Origin of the sequence: Algoriphagus sp. 4150 (assembly GCF_031457395.1) — a bacterium.
In the GTDB taxonomy this organism is placed as follows: domain Bacteria; phylum Bacteroidota; class Bacteroidia; order Cytophagales; family Cyclobacteriaceae; genus Algoriphagus.
The window spans coordinates 64,268-83,463 of the sequence record NZ_JAVDWS010000001.1 but is presented as its reverse complement, the minus strand read 5'-3'; the positions used below and the strand labels follow the sequence as shown (position 1 = coordinate 83,463).

Sequence of the window (19,196 nt, the reverse complement as noted above, 5' to 3'; positions counted from 1 at the left end):
TGGTCCCGTAGGTACGGGATCATGCTCGATTTCATTATTTTGCTTTATAATAGGATTCAAACATCAATAAGATTAGAGGATAACATTAAAACAGGACACAGGAGGATACTCAGACTCTAGGATTTATATATATTCAATTATTCAAAGGTTTACAGTAAATAGATTGGGTATGGAAAGGCGGGGATTATTCCCCGTCTTTCTTCTTTTAATCCCCATGCGCTCTCTCAGAAGGCAGCAAACCGAAAATAGGGTTTGGTCTATGTGCAGAATCCATCAATCCTTCCAGTTCTTTAACTTTAGCCGGGTGTAGCGCAGCAATATTATTCTCCTCTCCTATATCAACACTAAGATCGTAAAGCTCAAGCACAGGCTCGTCATTGCCAAAAACCCCGAGCTTTACAGCCTTCCATTTCCCCTGTCTGACAGCCTGCTTTCCTCCCTGCTCATGAAATTCCCAGTACAAAAACCCATGCTCTTTCTGATCTTTTTGCTGTAGCAGCGCCGGCAAAAACGAAATACCATCGATATTCTCCGGAATATCAGCACCGGCTATATCGGCAAAAGTTGGCAATAAATCCCAAAAAGCTGAGATATGGTCACTTTGTGAACCTGCTTGGATCTTGCCCGGCCACCAGGCAATCATAGGAGTACGTACACCGCCCTCATACAAATCCCGTTTATAGCCTCTATACGGTCCGTTGCTGTCAAAAAAATCAGGGTCAGCCCCACCTTCTTGATGAGCTCCATTATCCGACGCAAAGATGATCATCGTGTTTTCAGCCAAGCCCAATTCTTCCAGTTTTGATACGACCTCACCCACATACACATCGATCCTCTCTACCATTGCGGCAAAAGAGGCATGGGGATAAGGCTGGGATTGGTAAGCAGATATCTTAATATCAGGCCCATATTCAGTACCTATTCCTTCCGGGTGCGGTATTTCATCTCCGAATTTGGCTCTATATTTTTGAAAAATCTCATCGTCGGGAGCCGCCAGTTCCGCATGCGGCATTATTATAGGCATAAATAAGAAGAAGGGATCGTCTTTATTTTTTTCAATAAATGAAATCGTCTCTTGCTGTATCAGATCCGGTGCATAAACTCTCTTTTCCATCCAGTCATTTCCTTCCAAAATCACCTTTTCGCCATTGTCCCAAAGGTATACAGGGTAGTAACGATGCGCATAGCTTTGGCTATAATAACCATAAAACCGCTCAAACCCCTGCTCCTCTGGATCTCCTGTATTTCCGACAAACCCAAGTCCCCATTTCCCAAAAGCACCGGTCTTGTAGCCTGCACGCTGCATCACCTTGGCAACTGAAGGAAGGGAATCAGGCATAGGATACTGTCCTTCAGGCCCTACTTGCAGGTTGCCCCGAATCGGCGTACGTCCGGTATGCAACCCGGTCAAAAAAGATGATCTTGAAGGCGCACATACCGTACTTCCTGAATAATGATCCGTAAAAAACATACCTTCTTTCGCCAGTCGGTCGATATTGGGGGTCTCTATGTAGTCCTGTCCCAAAAAACCCAGATCTCCATACCCGAGATCATCTGCCAGGATAAATATGATATTTGTCTTTTTTTCTGCTTCTACCGTCTTTTTCTCCTTGGAATCACAACCGGTTAACAGGGTGGAAGAAAAAAGAAAAAGTAAAAAAAGTGGTATGCCGCAGTGTTTTAACATACCCCAAGATAATAAGATTTATTTCTAGCTAAACCATTGAATAATAAGATTTCCGCCCCCGCTCATGAACCAATTTATTACGGATCATCAAAATCCTGTAAGCCTCCAGCGGTTCTGCCGCACCTCCGGCGCGTACTCTGGCTTCGCACACCAAAGGCCTTACGTCCGTCAAATATGCCATTTGTAGAATTTCCTGAGCTTGCGAACCTTCTCCGTTTTTTTGGCATTCGTGGAGTTTTTTTCTATCCACAAGCAGCGCTTTGGTATAAGCAATTGTAATTGTCTCCAATGCCTGAATTAAATCCACCAGGGGATCCTGAGTATTGTAACTGGCATCGATCATCCAGGAAATACTATCCCAGTCCTGAGCACCATCTTGGTCCCCACTGATCAATTCGCAAAAAATCAAAAACAACTGATAGGGCTTAATACTACCGGGATTCATATCATCATCACCGTATTTACTGTCATTGAAGTGGAAGCCGGCGAGAAGATTTTGATACATCAGCGTAGCTACGATCTGTTCAATATTCGTTTTGGGAAGATGATACCCCAGATCCACAAGCACCTTGGCCCGTGATCCCAACCTCTTGGCCAGCATGGAGGAAGTCCCCCAGTCCGGTACCACGGTATGATAACAATTGGGTGCGTAAGGTTTGTACTCCAGCATCAAGTCCCAGTCCGAAGGCATGTACTCGTAGATTTCACGGAGCGACTCTTCTGTCCAGCCCAGTGTACTTCTGAATTTGGCTTGGCCGGGAAAATTACTTCCGTCTGCCATCCAAACTGTCAACGCCTTACTTCCAAGCTTTTTCCCAATGTTGACCACATCTTCATTATGGGCAATGGCCTCTTCTCTAATGGACTTATTAGGATTGCCCAAGGACCCCAATTTGGCGTATTCTTTTTGGTTTTGATCTTGTGAACCGGTACTGTTCATTGTGTCAAATTTCAGATTTAACTCATTTGCCAAATCCTTTACCTCTCTATAATCCTCCGGCATATCCCATGGAATATAGACCGACACAGAGTTTGTCTTGCAGGTCAATTGCTGCAATAGTCCTATATCTTCTAATTTTTCGCCCAGATTTCTAGGCTCTCCTCCTGTTCTGAATTTTTTGTTGCCCGACCTGCCATTACCCAATGCCGCGCTGGGAATTGCAATCTGAAACTCCTGAATCTTACGGATCACTTGTTCCAAATCAATATGTTGATTCGAAAATCGCTCCCTCAAAAGGTCTAAGGAGCGGGTATGAAAGTCTGTGGAAGAAAATGATGCTAGTTGATCTTCTGTAATTCTCATTCTTATTCTGTTAATGTCGCGCTTGTTGCGCTATTACGCTTTTTGTTTATAAAGGGGACAGCCCGACAGATTTGATAGAATATAACCACCTGATGACGGTAGGTCAAAAATCAAGGATTCTCTACTCTAAATCCTCCTCAAATGCTATAACATATATCCGCCAGACATCACTTGCTGCTTCATACTGAATACACTTCAATTTAACCGCGAAATGCAAAACATTACAAATCAGCACTTTTCATTAAATATATGTAATCTATGAACCAAGGACAATACAATCCCAATAACTCTTTTGTGAAAATGCAAATTCATATCGGCTCAGTACAATCCTCTCATAGAAATGAGTGCCCGCGGATACTTCAATCAAAAGGGTAACCAAAAAATAACATCCATTTCAATATTCCTTACAAAGCATTCTTTTATTTAAGATCCGAAACGGAAAATCATTTTGAATGAAGGAGTATCCCATTCGATAGTCCCTTGGTCTTTATGGATTCCGGCTTTTACTTTTTAGATTAGAGCATTAATAAAATGGGTGATTAATCTCCTCAAAAACATTCCTGTCCAAATCTTCCGGAAGTAATCTTCTCCACGAAACTACTTTTCACACCTCAACCAAAGTAAATTTCGAATCATGAAAATAATACTTATATTAAATACATATAAATCACATACACCAAATATTACAATCATTATCAATCCGATAAATCAATAAAAACTTTAGGTATTCAAGACAGCACAGGATACCTGAGGTAATCTTTTCACCCATATTCACTGTCAGAACAATCTGCTAAACGCAATGAGCATAACAACACAAAACTTTAAGCATGTAAGTTACCTCTGGGATGATGCTGTAGCATCCAAACTCGAGGGCAAAGAAGTTGATCTTCTTATTTACCGTTCTAATATACTTGGAGCCGATCTTAGAATAACCAATTACGGAGGAGGGAACACCAGCTGCAAAACCTATGAATCCGATCCGCTTACCAATGAGCAAGTAGAAGTAATGTGGGTAAAAGGTTCTGGCGGAGATATCGGCACCTTGACAAAAGCAGGACTTGCCGGATTATATGTGGATAAGCTCCGGGCTTTGAAAGGCATCTACAGAGGGTTGGAATTTGAAGATGAAATGGTGGAACTTTTCAATCACTGCATCTATGACCTAAAGTCCAAAGCCCCATCTATTGATACCCCTTTACACTCTTTTCTTCCATTCGCACACATAGACCACCTTCATCCTGATGCCGCGATCGCTATTGCCGCAGCAAAAGACGGAGAGCAGATCACTCAGGATCTTTGGAATGGTCAGATCGCTTGGGTGCCTTGGCAAAAGCCGGGGTTTGATCTGGGACTACAACTGAAGCAGGCACTTGATGACAATCCCGGCATCCGTGGTATAATGCTCGGTGGTCACGGCCTGTTCACTTGGGGTGACACAGCCTACGAATGCTATATCAATAGCTTGGAAGTGATAGAAACCGCTTCAGAATATCTGGCTCAGAATTACGGCAAAAAAAGACCCATTTTCGGTGGAGAAAAAATACAGTCTCTTGCCCCGGAACAGAGAAAAAGCCAAGCAGCTAAACTAGCCCCACTACTAAGAGGACTTGCTTCTTCCGAAAACCTGATGGTAGGCACCTTCACTGATGCTCCGGAAGTACTTCAATTTATCAACAGCAACGATCTTGGCAAATTGGCTCCTATGGGAACCAGCTGTCCTGATCACTTTTTGAGGACAAAAATCTCTCCTTTAGTGTTGGATATTGCAGCAGACACGGAGCTGTCCGATCCTTCTGCTTTAAAAGAAAAACTGGAAGCAGCTTTCCAAAGCTATAGAGAAATGTATGCTGATTATTACGAGAAGCATAAGCATGCCAATAGCCCGGCTATGCGTGACCCAAATCCGGTAATCATCATCTGGCCGGGTGTGGGAATGTTCAGCTACGCCAAAAACAAGCAAACCAGCCGGGTAGCAAGTGAATTTTATATCAATGCCATCAACGTAATGCGTGGTGCAGAAGCAGTTTCCGAATACGTTTCTCTACCTCTTCAGGAAGCATTCAATATTGAATATTGGCTGCTGGAAGAAGCTAAACTTCAGAGAATGCCAAAAGAGCAACCGCTTTCAAGAAAAGTAGCATTAGTGACCGGAAGTGCAGGCGGCATAGGCTTGGCTATCGCGGAGAAATACATTCAGGAAGGTGCCTGTGTAGTAGTGACAGACATCGATGGAGACAGACTGCAACAGACCGGTGATGCGCTTCTGAAGAAATACGGCAAAGATGCATTCTTGGCAGTGAAACTGGATGTGACTGATGGCAAAAGTCTGGAAGCCGCCATTGAAGCTACCTGCCTACAATTTGGTGGAGTGGATATTATGGTAAATAATGCAGGAATCTCTATCAGTAAGACCTTCGAAGACCATACCGATCAAGATTGGGATAGACTGAATGACATCTTGGTAATGGGTCAATACCATATTTCCAAAGCCGGTGTCAAAATCATGAAGCTCCAGGGTCACGGTGGAGATATTGTAAACATTGCAAGTAAAAACGGCTTGGTAGCAGGTCCAAAAAACGTGGCTTACGGAACCGCCAAGGCAGCTCAACTCCATATGTCAAGATTAATGGCTGCCGAACTGGCTGAGGACAAAATCAAAGTCAATGTCGTGAATCCTGATGCGGTGATCGAAAATTCAAACATCTGGGAAGGTGGATGGGGTGAAAACCGCGCCAAAGCTTACGGTATTGAAGTAAAAGACTTGCCTCAGTTCTATGCCAACCGTACCCTATTGAAAGAAAGTGTCAAAACCAGTGATATCGCAAACGCAGCATTCGTTTTCGTAAGTGGTCAACTGGGTAAAACAACAGGAAATATGCTGAATGTGGATGGCGGACTAGCCGCTGCATTCCCAAGATAGAACACGGATAAATTACCCTTAGTCCCCAATAATAACCCAAAATGCTATGTTAGTTGACAAATCGGAAAAGATTCATACGGATTCAAGAACCCCTAAATATATGCAGGTAGTCAATCTTATTCTGGATGACCTAGACAGTGGTAAGCTCAAAATCGGAGATAGAATTCCTTCGATCAATGAAACGAGTTTCGACTTTCTGCTATCGAGGGACACCGTAGAAAAAGCCTACAATGAACTTCGCGATCGGGGCATCATTACATCTGTAAGAGGCAAAGGTTTCTATGTAACTTCTACGAATATGGCTAACAAACTAAAGGTTTTATTGATATTCAATAAGCTGAGCTCATACAAAAAGATTATCTACTATTCTATTGTAGAGACATTGGGAAATAATGCAACTGTAGATCTTCAGATCCACCACTACAACCGCACGATTTTCGAAAATCTATTGGAGCGAAACTTGGGGAACTATAATTACTACGTTTTGGCGCCACATTTCTTTGATGAAAACAATCATCCGGAAACGTGCTATGACCTGATCCAGCAAATTCCTAAAGATAAACTCCTGATCATGGATCGTGACGTGAAAAACCATGAAAACGAATTCCCGGGAGTTTATCAGGATTTTGCCAGAGATATTCTTGAGGCATTGGAATCAGGTATTACACATCTGAGAAAATATTCAAGGCTGATTTTGGTCTTCCCAAAAGGAGACATGTATCCTGTTGAGATTATAGATGGCTTCAAGCGCTTTTGCTTTTTCCACAATTTCAACAACCTGATCCTCGATGGAATTGATGATGAGCCCCTCTATGAAGGAGATTCATTTATCGTGATGGCGGAAACAGACCTTGCCAATATCGTGAAAAAGTCCCGAGAGCAGGGATTCGATCTAGGGAAAGATATAGGGATCATTTCTTACAATGAAACTCCACTGAAGGAGATCTTGGCAGAAGGAATCACTACCATCTCCACTGACTTCGTCGAAATGGGCACTACCATCGCAAACCAAATCTTGGGAGAAGAGGACAAGATCCCTCTTAAAAATCCTTTTAAAATGATCATCCGAAAATCGCTTTGAAAGCGTAGCTATGAGTAAAATTCCAGTAACGGCGGTTTTTGATATCGGCAAGACAAACAAGAAATTCTTCCTATTTGATGAAAATCTAACTGAAGTTCACAGTTCTTACATCCGTCTGGATCCCATTCCTGACGAAGACAATTTCCCAAGTGAACCTCTGGCTCCGCTGGAGGAATGGATGCTGAAGACCTTCAGGGAGGCGTTGAAATCTCCGGACTATCAGATCAAACGCCTCAACTTCTCCTGTCACGGGGCTTCTTTTGTGCATACAGATGAGCACGGCGTTCCCGCCACTCCTCTTTATGATTACCTGAAGCCTTTTCCCGAGGAGCTTTTAAGTAGGTTTTATGAGGGAAATGGTGGAAAAATGACCTTCTGCAGAGCTACTTCATCTCCCCCACTCGCGATGCTCAATTCTGGTTTGCAGCTGTACTTCATCAAATACACCAAGCGGGATTTCTTCAGCAAGATCTCCCATTCACTCCATTTCCCCCAGTACCTCAGCTACTTATTTACAGGAGAAATGGTCTCTGACTATACCAGTATAGGATGTCACACCGGTCTGTGGGATTATGAGGCTGCTGATTATCATCAGTGGGTAGATAGAGAGGGAATTCGAAGATTACTTCCTCCTATTGTGCCCGGCAATACGCTTTTGAAGACGAAACCTGAACTTGGAAATATCCCCTGTGGAATCGGAGTTCATGACTCATCTTCTGCGCTTCTCCCTTACATCAAGCAGGAAACAACCCCTTTTGCTCTACTTTCTACCGGAACATGGGCGATTTGCATCAATCCTTTTAACAAGACTAAGCTCACCAAGAAAGAGCTTAAAAGAGACTGCCTACAGTTTCTCAGTATCAAGGGCGATCCGATCAAAATCTCACGGCTCTTCATAGGAGAAGAGCACAAGTACCAAGTAGAAAAGCTGTATGAGCACTTCCAGATGCCACTTGGCACCTACAAGAAATTAAAATTCAATGCTACTCTATTTGAAAAAGTAAAAGATCACGAGGGAAAGCGCATTCATTTTCATTACCTCAAACCGGAAGATTATGGATTGGGTCAAGCCAAGGAAAATGACTGGTCGTCCTTCCAAGAATTTAATGAGGCATATTACACCTTTATCCATGAGCTCACGGATCTGCAGACTGCCGCCATCAAGCTTGTCGTGGACAATGCGCCGGTAAGCAGGCTTTTCATAGACGGCGGCTTTAATGCCAACGATATTTTTGTGGAAATGCTCCGCAAAAAGCTCCCCGAATTAGCGATTATTCCAAGTGATTTCCCGAATGGATCAGCATTGGGAGCTGCCATGTTGGTATCCATGGAATAGATGGCTTAATTTACATCTTCAATGAAATCGAGTATAATACAGGCTATAAATAAATCGATGACGATTCTCCCCGCGAGACAGGTAGTGACCAATAAAAATCAATTATAAACACATGCAAAAAAACGCCCTGCATATTGGCCTGTTTATCCCGTGCTACATCGATCAGTTCTATCCCAATGTGGCCATCGCCACGCTAGAACTGCTGGAGAAACTAGGCTGTAAGGTCACCTATCCTATAGGCCAAACCTGCTGTGGGCAGCCCATGGCAAATTCAGGATTCGAGTCTGATACTGCCGGAACTACCTCCAAATTCATCCGTGATTTTGCTGTGTTCGACTACATCGTGGCTCCTTCAGGCAGCTGTGTGCTGCATGTCAAAGATCATTCTCCGAAGATAGCTAAGCTTCAAAAAAACCAGGAATACGTACAATCGCATATCTACGAACTCAGTGAATTCATCACCGACGTGCTGAAAGTAGATTCAATCAAAGGGAGTTTTCCTCACAAAATCGGCTTTCATGCTTCCTGTCACGGACTTCGGGGTCTGAGACTTGCCAGTGATTCGGAAAGAAACGAGCCGGTTTTCAACAAAACACTACAGTTAATGAAAGACTTGCAGGGAATGGAAATAGTGGAGTTGACCAGAAAAGACGAGTGCTGCGGATTCGGCGGAACGTTCGCTGTAAGCGAAGAAGCCATCTCCGTGCAGATGGGAAAAGACCGGCTGGCAGATCATACAGACAAAGGTGTAGAAATCATCGTAGGCGGAGATATGTCCTGCATTATGCACTTGCAGGGAATCGCTACCAGGGACAAAGCAAACGTTCAGCTGATGCATTTTGCGGAAATCCTAAACCAAGTCATCTCATGAGTCATCCTGCGAACGCAACGGTATTCCTAAAAGATAAAGCCCGTGCCAAATGGCATGATGATACGCTCTGGATTGTGCGCCAAAAGCGCGACTTAACCATCCATCAGATCCCTGAATGGGAAAAGCTGCGTGAACTTGCATCCCAAATCAAAGATCACACACTTTCCAAGCTTGACTTCTATCTCGAAGAACTGGAAAAAAATGCTACGGCAAATGGTATCAAAGTCCACTGGGCTGAAGATGCACAGGAGCACAATGAGATCATTGGAAAAATTCTGGATGAAAAGAACTGCAAGGCCATCGTCAAAAGTAAATCCATCCTGACGGAAGAATGTCATTTGAATCCATTCTTGGAAGATAAAGGCATAGAGGTCGTAGACACCGATTTGGGAGAGCGGATTATCCAGTTTCTCAAGCAGCCACCAAGTCATATCGTGATGCCGGCTATTCACTTGAAAAAGTCCGATATCTCTGAGATTTTCCACGAAAAACTTAAAACCGAAAAAGGAAACGTAGATCCCGTTTACCTTACACATGCAGCACGTCTGCACCTCCGGGAAAAATTTCTCCAAGCCAAGGTAGCTATCACCGGGGTCAATTTTGCCGTGGCAGAGACGGGAGAATTCGTCGTATGCACCAATGAGGGCAATGCCGACATGGGCGTACATCTGGCAGACACACATATTGCCTGCATGGGAATAGAGAAACTTATCCCAAGACGAAAAGATCTCGGAGTATTCCTTCGCCTTCTGGCCAGATCTGCTACCGGACAGTCTATTACGAATTACAACTCACATTTCCGAAGCCCTTCTCCCGGAAAAGAATTGCATCTTATCCTGGTTAACAACGGCAGAACAAAGCAGCTTGCCCGGGAGAAATTCAGAAACTCACTGAAATGCATCCGTTGCGGAGCATGCATGAACACCTGCCCTATCTATCGCCGAAGCGGTGGATTCAGTTATGGAAGTACTGTTCCCGGACCTATTGGATCTATACTTTCTCCCGGAATGGATCTGAAAAGATACAGCACACTGCCTTTTGCCTCCACACTATGCGGCAGCTGCTCAGATGTATGCCCTGTCAAAATCAACATTCACGAGCAACTTTACGAATGGAGGCAGGAAATCACAAAAGCACAGGGTTCATCCCTCAAGGGCTTATCCATGAAATTGGCAAATGGAATTTTCAAAAGCCCTCTGGCATATAAGATCTCAGGGCAACTGATGAGGGCTTCTTTAAAGACACTACCTGACAGCGTAATTTACAATCCATTAAATGCATGGGGAAAAGGTCGAAACCTACCTGATTTACCCACCGAGTCATTTAAAGTTTGGTACACAAAGAATAGAAGATGAACAGCAAGACATCCATATTGGCTGCAATCAAAGGATTGGACATGGAAGAAAAACCTCTTCCGGACATTCCTGATTTCGACGTCGCTGCTGACTTAGTAGAGGCTTACACCCATTCTTTGAATGCCAACAAAGGCACTGTAGTGAATAAGGAGGAACTTGAGCAGATGATAGCAGAAACAGCCTTCCCCAAAATCTACAGCTCCGTTCCTTCATTTGCACACTTTACAAACTGTGAATTACCCCTGCATCCTGCAGATTTTGCGGATTTGGATCTGGCCGTCATTGAAGGCCAATTTGCCTCGGCAGAGAATGCTGCTATTTGGCTGGACGAAAGCAATCTGGATCTGAGAGCTATTCCCTTTATCACAGCACATTTGGTCATAGTGATCAAAAAGGAGAATATCGTAGGGAATATGCATGAAGCTTATCAACGCATCGGAACTACAAACTCCGGTTTCGGAGTATTTATCGCGGGCCCTTCCAAAACTGCAGATATTGAACAATCCCTAGTAGTAGGTGCTCATGGAGCCATGAGTTTAAGAGTCGTTATCCTTTAGTCCAGGTTCTTGGTCAGGATAAAGTAATTCTTTCCGTTACTACAGGCATAGTTTAGATCAAAGTTTATTTTGTCTGCTATTCTTTTGCAAAGGGGTAAGCCTATACCTGTCCCTTTTTCCTTTTTGGTGCCGTAAGAAGTTCTAGCCCGGAAGACAAACAAGTTATTCTGCTCTAGCGGAGAGATAATAGCACCTTGATTTCCCACCGACCAGCTCAACTTGTCCTCTTCGATCTTGAGACTTAGCTCGATAGTAGAATTCAGTGCCGAAAACTTGATCGCATTATCAAGCAGATTTTTCAAAATAATCCTAATCTCGTTGATTTCAATAGAAATATTCCGATCCTCCCCCTCTATTGAAACCTCAATCACCTGGTTTTTTTCAACAGCCTGAACCTCCATCATCTCTTTCATTTCCAGTGTAAGATCCGTTAAACTGCTATGGTGAAGTTGACCGGGTTCATCCTCCAGTTCAGTCATTACCCAGCTCAGGGTATTGTTAAGCACTTTATTCAGATGGAAACTCTGTCCCTTTAAATTCCTGAGAATTTGTTCCATATCTACCTGCTCAAAAACATCCTTATCAACTAATCCCAAGGTAGTGTTCAGCATACCGATGGGAGTTTTCAAGTCATGGGAAAGCAAGGCTATCAGCTTTGTTTTCTGATCGTTTAGCATCTTTACTTCATCGAGCGTCTGCTCTTGTCTCAGCTTAATCTCATTAAGTAGTTGGGTTTGGTTTCGGTAACTTTTGGTAAAAAAATGAAGTATCGTAAATACAAAAGCACTTATCCAGAGTATAGTAACGGCATGATCAATAAACTGATTTTGGACTCCTTCATAAAAATGTTCGATCACTATATACCCTTCCAATTCAGCAAAAAACAAGAGAAAAAACATAGCTAGAGAGCCTACAAACCACATCACTTTAGGCCAACCTCTGATCAGCAAGGATGATACAACCACCATCAAGAAAAAAGCATAGATTGTAGGGCCATCATTTCCGTCATTGTAGAGAAAATTAAAGCAGATTACTATATGAGCAAAAATCAGCAGGATATTTAAGATCAGTTGAGCCTTACCATATTTGGAGACTAAAAAATACGCAGCCAAAAAAGGTAAAGAAACACCTAGTTTGACCCAAGCAATCACCGGCGACATTCCAAGAAATACATCAGAAATACCCAGCAACAACAATAACACGAACGCTAAAAACGCAAACATCATTGCTATTCTTCTTTGGATATATTCCAAATTGGTGACATTCTCCTCAGAAATCAACAAACCTTTGGCAAGCCTCATAAAAAAACTCTAAACTAAATTGATCCGAAAATTAGAATCTCAGTCCACTCCAAAGACTGAACACGTCTATTTTATGGTGAAAATTTAAAGCTAAGGGCTATTCCCCTAGTTTTACCCATCGAATGAAGCGCTATCTAATATCCTTTGAATCCAAAAACATGCCCAGGTAACGAAACTCAATCGTAATTATTGTTTTTCGCAAAAAATAATCACACTATCCATAGTTGATACCGAAATCTCCATTCCACATTTCATGAATAGAAGATTTAAAATTATACTACGGTAAATTATACTCTGACTAGCTTGACCGGATATGTCTTTCCTGCATTCCACTGACATACATAGATATTTTCATCCTGATCAATACATACGTCATGGCAATGCTTAAAAATCGCTTCCGACTGCACCATCAACTCCAATTTCCCATTTCTATATTCCGGTGCTGTACCACCCGGGTTGGAAACCACCCTATTGTCTTTGTCCAGAATAGTTACAAATCCCGAATCAGCTGTTTGCTCCAGATACCTAAGTCTCGACCAGCACACACCTGCGTAGAGATTTTCACCATGAATCACCGGCCTACATACAAACGCTCCCGGTAAAAAAATAGTCTCTATATACTCTCCATCCATGGTAAATTTCTTGAAAGAATTATGGCCCCTGGAAGTACAAAGTAAAGTCGGAGCTTTGCCTCCTCGTTGGTCCACAGCGATACCATGTGCAGTACTGAACTCTGAATCACCTGATCCACTGCCACCGAATTTTTGGATAAATTCACCGTTTTTGTCGTAGCGGAGAAAAAACTGTGACCCATATCCGTCTGCTACATACAAATCCCCATTGGGAGCTACTGCGGTTTCGGTAGGAACAAAGGGCATTTGCTCAGTATAAATCCCTTCATTGACAGGAGCTGCTATTTCCGCCACGATCGTACCATCTAAGGTGGTTTTCACCACTCTACCGGCATTATCCGAGATCCAGAGATATTCTGCATCACCTTCATCTATCAGAGTCAATCCATGCGCTCGGTCCATCCCAAGAGTCCAAGACTGAAGAAATTTACCGGATTGATCATAGATTATAATATTATTTTTGGGCTCATCTGTCACCATAATCATTCTTCCCTTGCGATCCATGACCATCTCGTGACAGTTATTGACCGGTACTTTGGCAGGATCAAGCATTCCCCATTTAGCATCTATCTGATATTGAAAATCTCCGTGTCCAATTAGTTTACTACGGCTTTGGGAAAAAGATGAAGAAGGGGATATAGACATAGCGAGCCCCATTAGAGCGGTATTCTGGATAAACTTTCTACGATCAGAATTCATATATAAAGAACTAAGCTTGAATTTAAGTATAACAATCGAAAACTGAAGAATAATCCATATTTTAGATCGATCAAGCAAAAAAGCAGGGAACTGAATACTTGACTATAGAGGACCAAAACTCAAGGTCAGTGGCTCAGATTCCATTAAGTGTAGCTTTTATCCAGAAGGAATTATTGAGGTGAAAAGTAGGTATGATGTAGCAATAATAGGCAGTGGGCCTTCAGGTGCTATGGCAGCGTATAATCTTGCAAAAAAAGGAATATCTGCCGTATTAATTGAAAAGGAATCCTTACCCAGGTATAAAACCTGTGGAGGAGGATTGGTCTATAGGGGAAGGCAGAAGTTACCCTTTGATATTTCCACAGTTGTAGAACGTGAGTTTTATCAGATAAAACTCTACTTCGAAGGTGAGAAGAAAGTGCTTACTACTGAGCGTGATGTTCCTGTCATTAGCATGGTGATGCGTGATAAATTTGACAGTTTCCTTATAGAAAAAGCCAAAGAACTGGGAGTAGATATAAAAGAGGAACATAAGCTTACAGGCATCACTTTCGGAGATATCCCCACCCTTCATACCAGTCAAGGTGATATCCGCGCAAAATTGATCATTGCTGCGGATGGAGCACTAAGTCCCACGGCGAAATTGGCCGGATGGAAGGAAACCCGAAAGCTTATTCCCGCTTTGGAGTATGAAGTGGAGGTAAGTCCTGAAGATTTTGACCGATTATCCAAAGAAGTGAGATTTGATATGGATAGCGTTCCACACGGATATGCATGGAGTTTTCCCAAGAAGAACCACCTGTCATTAGGCGTCACTTCTACCCGAAGGAAAAAAATTGATCTAAAGGTGTATTACAAAAAGTACTTGGAGAAACTGGGGATAAAAGAAATTATCAGTGAAAAAGCCCATGGCTATCAGATTCCAGTCTCCCCACGTACCGACGGTTTTTATAGAAATAATGTTTTTCTGATCGGAGATGCGGCAGGATTTGCAGATGCAGTAACTGCAGAAGGGATTTCCAATGCATTGTACAGTGGAGAATTGGTAGTGGAAGCTATCTTCGAAGCCGGCTTGAATCCGGAAAAAGCCGGGGCTATCTACCAGCAAAAACTAGAAGAAAGTTTGTTGCCGGAAATCAATACCTCGCATACGGCAGCTAAATGGTTTTACAACTACAGGATTATACGAAACCTGATGCTCAAAAAACATGGCGATTATGCCATCTCATTTATGACCGATCTATATGTAGGAAGTAGAAGCTATCCGAAGGACTTAATGGGATCCATCAAAAACAAACTAACTAAAATTTCAACGCCCAGAATGTGAGCATAGTCTCATAAACACTATCCTGCAAAAAATCGGATATACATATTTACCAAAATTGATTTAGCTTGCCCTCTTTATAAACTCCAAAAAACAATTTACTGACACATGAAAAACAACAAAATCTTTTTAGCAGCATTTGCCTTGATTCTCTTTTTCTCAGTTTCCACAGCTTCTTTTGCACAACTTCAGGCACCTGCCCCCAGTCCATCTGCCTATATTTCGCAAAATGTAGGTTTCACCAAAATCAGCATTGACTATTCATCTCCGGCAGTAAAAGGAAGAAAGGTATTCGGAGAACTGGAGAAATACGGCACCACTTGGAGAGCCGGTGCCAATGGCCCGACGATCATTGAATTCAGTACCGAGGTGAGCATTGCCGGAAAAACTATTGGGGCAGGCAAATATTCTCTTTTCATCACTCCTCAGGAATCCGGAGACTGGACTATCCACCTGAACGGCAAAGCAAACGCAATCTATGCTTATATGAAAGATGGCAAAGTCGACGAAGAAGCCCTCGCAAAAGATGATGCTGTAGCGATCAAAGTAGCTCCAATCGCCGCACCTGAGACCTTCGAAAGACTTGCTTACTTCATCTCAGCGGAGAACAATAAAGTAGCTTCAGTTACTTTTATGTGGGCAGATGTCATGCTTTCATTTGAAGTAGATACTCAGGTATCTCAAAAATTAGAACAGTTCAAAGGTATATTTTAGAAAAATATCTGACGTGAAATTCCCAAAGCCCGGAGTTAATTCGGGCTTTTTTCGTTCATCTGGCCACATAAATTTCTATTGGGTAAAGTATATTCAGAATATCAGGGTAAACATTCTACACGCTCAGCCCATGATGAGAAAAGCATATTGTCAGTAGAAAAGTATTTTCAAAAAAAAAGGAAATAAAAAAATGACTAAAGAAACAGTAAGTCCAGATGAAGATTGTGAAATCCCAAAAATTTTAAATCCATATAATCCGAACCTGGAATATTGCTTTATTTTGTAACACATAAACTAATGTTCTGATCCATGTACAGATTTTTCTTTGGAATGAATAATAAGGAGCAGAATTCATGGTATTCCTTTTATCTACCAATTTTCAGTGCTGATTCTTCTGCTGTTTACCTGCAACACGATTTCTACGCCAACGGTATTGGAGGTTTTGGAATGGGAAATGGGGCAGTTTTCGTAAAAGAGAATGGAGAATGGAAGTACCAAGATTTTATCCCAGGCTGGATACGATGAATGGGAATATAATAGGTATATCCGCTTTTCTGCCATTAAGGATCCAAAACCAATATAGGCTTTGGTCAAAAATAGCATTGAAGGTCATTTCGGTCACCCGTCTTCGGTCATCTGACCGGATGAGCTAAGGGTCTAAGGCAAATGGCATCATTGCGGATAATCAGAGTATCTTTCCACCGCGCCGTTGCGCCGTTGCGAGCCTATTTCTTTGCGCCTTCTGCGCCTTCGCGGGAGACAATACTATCACTTACTACTCACTCTTCAGCGTTTTCACGGGATTTGCGCGGACGCTTTTATAGGTTTGGAAGAAAATCGTGGCCAATGCCAACCCAAAGCACGCCAAAGTTGCCAGCGCAACCACCCAAATCTCGATTCCTATTCTGTAGGTGAATTCCTCCAACCACCTCTTCATAAACACCAGGGCTATTGGCACAGCAATCAGCATAGCAACCAGTATTAATTTGAAATATGAAGCTGAAAGCATCAGGAAAATCTCCGGCATAGTCGCTCCGAAAACCTTACGAATTCCGATTTCTTTGTTTCTCAACTCAGTAGTATAAGCCGTCAATCCAAATAAACCCAAACAGGCAATGATAATTGAAATTCCTGTCAACACCAGGAGCAGGTTTGCCATCTTCATTTCAGACTGATAGACTCTCCCGAAATCCTCATCCAAGAAACTGTAATTCATAGGAACGCGAGGTTCATATTGCTTCCATGCTAACTGCAACTCATCTACTCCAGCCTGGATATTTCCACCCTGAATCTTCACAGAAATATAGTCTCTAAGGAAGTAATCATGCATATATTCAATCACGAGCGGTTTGATTTCATTCCGGAAAGATTCAAAATTAAAATTTTCTATTACCCCGATGACTTCAAGTGTAGCCTCATCATTTTCTCCCTCATTTTTTATTACCAACTGGCCTATTGGATCATTCAAAATCCCCAGTTGCTTTGCAGCCATTTCATTGATAATGATCTTGTTTTGGTCCGCGCCGGACGTTTCTGCAAAGTTTCGTCCCTCCAGAAGTTTGAATTGATAGGTTTCCAAATAAGACCCATCAGCTTCATACCAATTCATTCCCTGATCCAGATCATCATTTGGAAGCTTGAAGGAGCGCATGTGAAATTGGCCGGACATAGGGATCCCTGTGGAAAAGCTCAGTGACTGCACATTCGAACTGGATGCAAAATGCCCTTTGAAATCCTCTCGCTGGGAATTTTGAATTTCTCCGTCGTTATGGATAATCACCAACTGATCCCGATCAAATCCCGGATCAGAATTTTGGATAAAACTCATCTGACGTTGAACGAGTAGCGTGCAGATGATCAAAGTCAGCGAAGTAACGAATTGAAAAACAACCAGTCCATTCCGGAAACTATGAGAGTTTTTCCCAACCGATAATTGCCGCTTGATGATTAGCAGCGGCTTGAAAGAGGAAAGGTAAAACGCAGGATAAAAGCCCGAAAGCAACGTCAGAATGACAACCAAGGCAGGGCACATCCAAAGGATCATGCCGTTTGCCATGAGATCAAATTTCAGGTTTTTCCCCGTAATCTGATTAAAAGGCTCATTTGCAAGCGCCACGATTACCAATGAAATAGCCACACTAATCAGCACCAATAAGAGTGCTTCTGTCAGAAACTGATAGATGAGTTGGGATTTCTGTGATCCCATTATTTTACGCACCCCTACTTCCATAGAACGAAGCCCCGCTTTGGCAGTAGCCAAGTTCATAAAATTAATGCAAGCCAAAAGCAGTACAAATGCTGCGACCAATGAAAAAATATAAATGTAACTCTGATAACCGTTTGCCTCATGCTCACGGAGTAAATGTGAGTTCAGATGAATATCCTGAACGGGCATTACTTTCAGATTATAATTCGAATTATCATCTTCACCCGTCAGCATAGGAACAGCGAAGTCCGCTACTATACGGTCCAGCTTTTCACCAACGACTTGCTGCTTTTCCTTTGGAAACTTCGCGTAGGTGTACAGAATAGACCAAGACCATTGGTCCATGTCAAATATCTCGGCGTTCATACCCGGATCATATACGAGCATATCAAAATGAAAATGAGACTGGGATGGAATATCCTCCACCACTGCCGAGATCTCTCTCAGATCTGGATTATTGCTCCCCAAAAGAATGGATTTCCCCACCATCTCCTCAGGAGAGACAACACCAAAGTATTTATGTCCCAAGCTCTCCGTGATTACAACATTCTTAGAATCCGCCAATGCCTTCTCTTTATTTCCAGCCAACAGATTCAGATCAAAAACTTCAAAAAAGTTAGGCTCTGCATAATAGATTTTTTCCTCCCTGAAAACCTGATCTTTATTTTGTCCTGAGCCAGGCTGTATGGTAAAATCATTCCACTTCAAAACTCTCGTAACAGCCTCTACTTCAGGGATATCAGCAAGAATTCTGGGACCAAGTGGAGGAGGCGCTGTAGCATAGCTAGCCGTGCGGTAATCTCCCCAATGGGATGAAATCCGAAAAACCGATTGAGAGTCGGGATAAAAGCGATCGTAGTTCACCTCATCCTGAATGAAGAGCATGATCATCAAAAACCCGGAAATCCCCATCGTCAGTCCCAATACATTGAGTATGGTATAAAGTCTATTTTTCTTCAGGACTCTCCAGGCGATTTTCAGATAGTTTTTCCACATGGCAGATAATTCTAGGTTGTTCTTAATTCCAATACTTCAATATTCATTATTCGGAGTTCTACATTCGTCATTCTCTACTCGTCATTGCCAGTGAGGTACGAACGAAGCAATCTCTTCTGTAGGAAAAACAGCTTGCCGCCCACCTTCGTCGTTCACTATGACGACCTATACAATTCCACTTCTATGCCAGTCAAAATCCCTTAAATCTGCACAT

Annotated in this window: 14 protein-coding genes; 9 read left to right on the top strand and 5 right to left on the bottom strand. The window is 42.6% G+C overall.

Annotated features, from left to right (window positions below; all coding sequences use genetic code 11):
• Window positions 1–205 precede the first annotated feature (205 nt).
• A complete protein-coding gene (locus tag J2X69_RS00350; protein WP_310096694.1) occupies window positions 206–1,687 on the bottom strand; it encodes an arylsulfatase in 1,482 nt (493 codons plus the stop codon).
• 28 nt (window positions 1,688–1,715) lie between these two features.
• Window positions 1,716–2,990 carry a TIM barrel protein gene (locus J2X69_RS00345; protein ID WP_310096693.1) on the bottom strand — a complete coding sequence of 425 codons (1,275 nt, stop codon included), beginning with the start codon at window positions 2,988–2,990 and terminating at the stop codon, window positions 1,716–1,718.
• Between the two features lie 799 nt (window positions 2,991–3,789).
• Here J2X69_RS00345 and J2X69_RS00340 point away from each other — a divergent pair.
• From J2X69_RS00340 to J2X69_RS00315, 6 genes are all read left to right on the top strand, one after another.
• Entirely contained in the window at window positions 3,790–5,910 is a 2,121-nt protein-coding gene (locus J2X69_RS00340; RefSeq protein WP_310096691.1) for a bifunctional aldolase/short-chain dehydrogenase, read from the top strand.
• A 46-nt stretch (window positions 5,911–5,956) separates the two neighbouring features.
• Window positions 5,957–6,991: a GntR family transcriptional regulator gene (locus J2X69_RS00335; protein ID WP_310096689.1), complete on the top strand. Its 1,035-nt coding sequence runs from the start codon at window positions 5,957–5,959 to the stop codon at window positions 6,989–6,991.
• A 10-nt stretch (window positions 6,992–7,001) separates the two neighbouring features.
• On the top strand, window positions 7,002–8,327 hold the full coding sequence (locus J2X69_RS00330) for an FGGY family carbohydrate kinase (protein WP_310096687.1): 1,326 nt from the start codon (window positions 7,002–7,004) through the stop codon (window positions 8,325–8,327).
• Window positions 8,328–8,439: 112 nt separating this feature from the next.
• The gene (locus J2X69_RS00325; RefSeq protein WP_310096685.1) at window positions 8,440–9,198 is read left to right on the top strand and encodes a (Fe-S)-binding protein; all 759 of its coding nucleotides are present in this window, start codon (window positions 8,440–8,442) and stop codon (window positions 9,196–9,198) included.
• Window positions 9,195–10,553 carry a lactate utilization protein B gene (locus J2X69_RS00320; protein WP_310096683.1) on the top strand — a complete coding sequence of 453 codons (1,359 nt, stop codon included), beginning with the start codon at window positions 9,195–9,197 and terminating at the stop codon, window positions 10,551–10,553. Before J2X69_RS00325 ends, J2X69_RS00320 begins: the two co-directional genes overlap by 4 nt.
• Window positions 10,550–11,110 carry an LUD domain-containing protein gene (locus tag J2X69_RS00315; RefSeq protein ID WP_310096682.1) on the top strand — a complete coding sequence of 187 codons (561 nt, stop codon included), beginning with the start codon at window positions 10,550–10,552 and terminating at the stop codon, window positions 11,108–11,110. The genes J2X69_RS00320 and J2X69_RS00315 overlap by 4 nt, the downstream gene beginning before the upstream one ends.
• Here the strand turns inward: J2X69_RS00315 and J2X69_RS00310 are convergent.
• Both J2X69_RS00310 and J2X69_RS00305 read right to left on the bottom strand, forming a co-directional pair.
• Window positions 11,107–12,411: a HAMP domain-containing sensor histidine kinase gene (locus tag J2X69_RS00310; protein WP_310096680.1), complete on the bottom strand. Its 1,305-nt coding sequence runs from the start codon at window positions 12,409–12,411 to the stop codon at window positions 11,107–11,109. The two genes, J2X69_RS00315 and J2X69_RS00310, sit on opposite strands and share 4 nt — an antisense overlap.
• A gap of 287 nt (window positions 12,412–12,698) precedes the next feature.
• Window positions 12,699–13,742, bottom strand: coding sequence for a 6-bladed beta-propeller (locus tag J2X69_RS00305; protein ID WP_310096679.1), 1,044 nt, complete (start codon window positions 13,740–13,742; stop codon window positions 12,699–12,701).
• 178 nt (window positions 13,743–13,920) lie between these two features.
• On the opposite strand from J2X69_RS00305, the gene J2X69_RS00300 reads away from it, so the two are divergent.
• The 3 genes from J2X69_RS00300 (at window position 13,921) to J2X69_RS00290 (ending at window position 16,305) form a co-directional block, all read left to right on the top strand.
• Window positions 13,921–15,069: an NAD(P)/FAD-dependent oxidoreductase gene (locus J2X69_RS00300; protein WP_310096677.1), complete on the top strand. Its 1,149-nt coding sequence runs from the start codon at window positions 13,921–13,923 to the stop codon at window positions 15,067–15,069.
• Between the two features lie 105 nt (window positions 15,070–15,174).
• Complete coding sequence (locus J2X69_RS00295) at window positions 15,175–15,780, top strand: DUF2911 domain-containing protein (RefSeq protein WP_310096675.1); 606 nt, start codon at window positions 15,175–15,177, stop codon at window positions 15,778–15,780.
• 309 nt (window positions 15,781–16,089) lie between these two features.
• The gene (locus tag J2X69_RS00290; protein WP_310096674.1) at window positions 16,090–16,305 is read left to right on the top strand and encodes a hypothetical protein; all 216 of its coding nucleotides are present in this window, start codon (window positions 16,090–16,092) and stop codon (window positions 16,303–16,305) included.
• 250 nt (window positions 16,306–16,555) lie between these two features.
• Here the strand turns inward: J2X69_RS00290 and J2X69_RS00285 are convergent, their stop codons facing one another.
• Window positions 16,556–18,982 (bottom strand): ABC transporter permease, encoded by a 2,427-nt coding sequence (locus tag J2X69_RS00285; protein ID WP_310096673.1) that lies wholly within the window; start codon window positions 18,980–18,982, stop codon window positions 16,556–16,558.
• Between the last annotated feature and the right edge of the window lie 214 nt (window positions 18,983–19,196).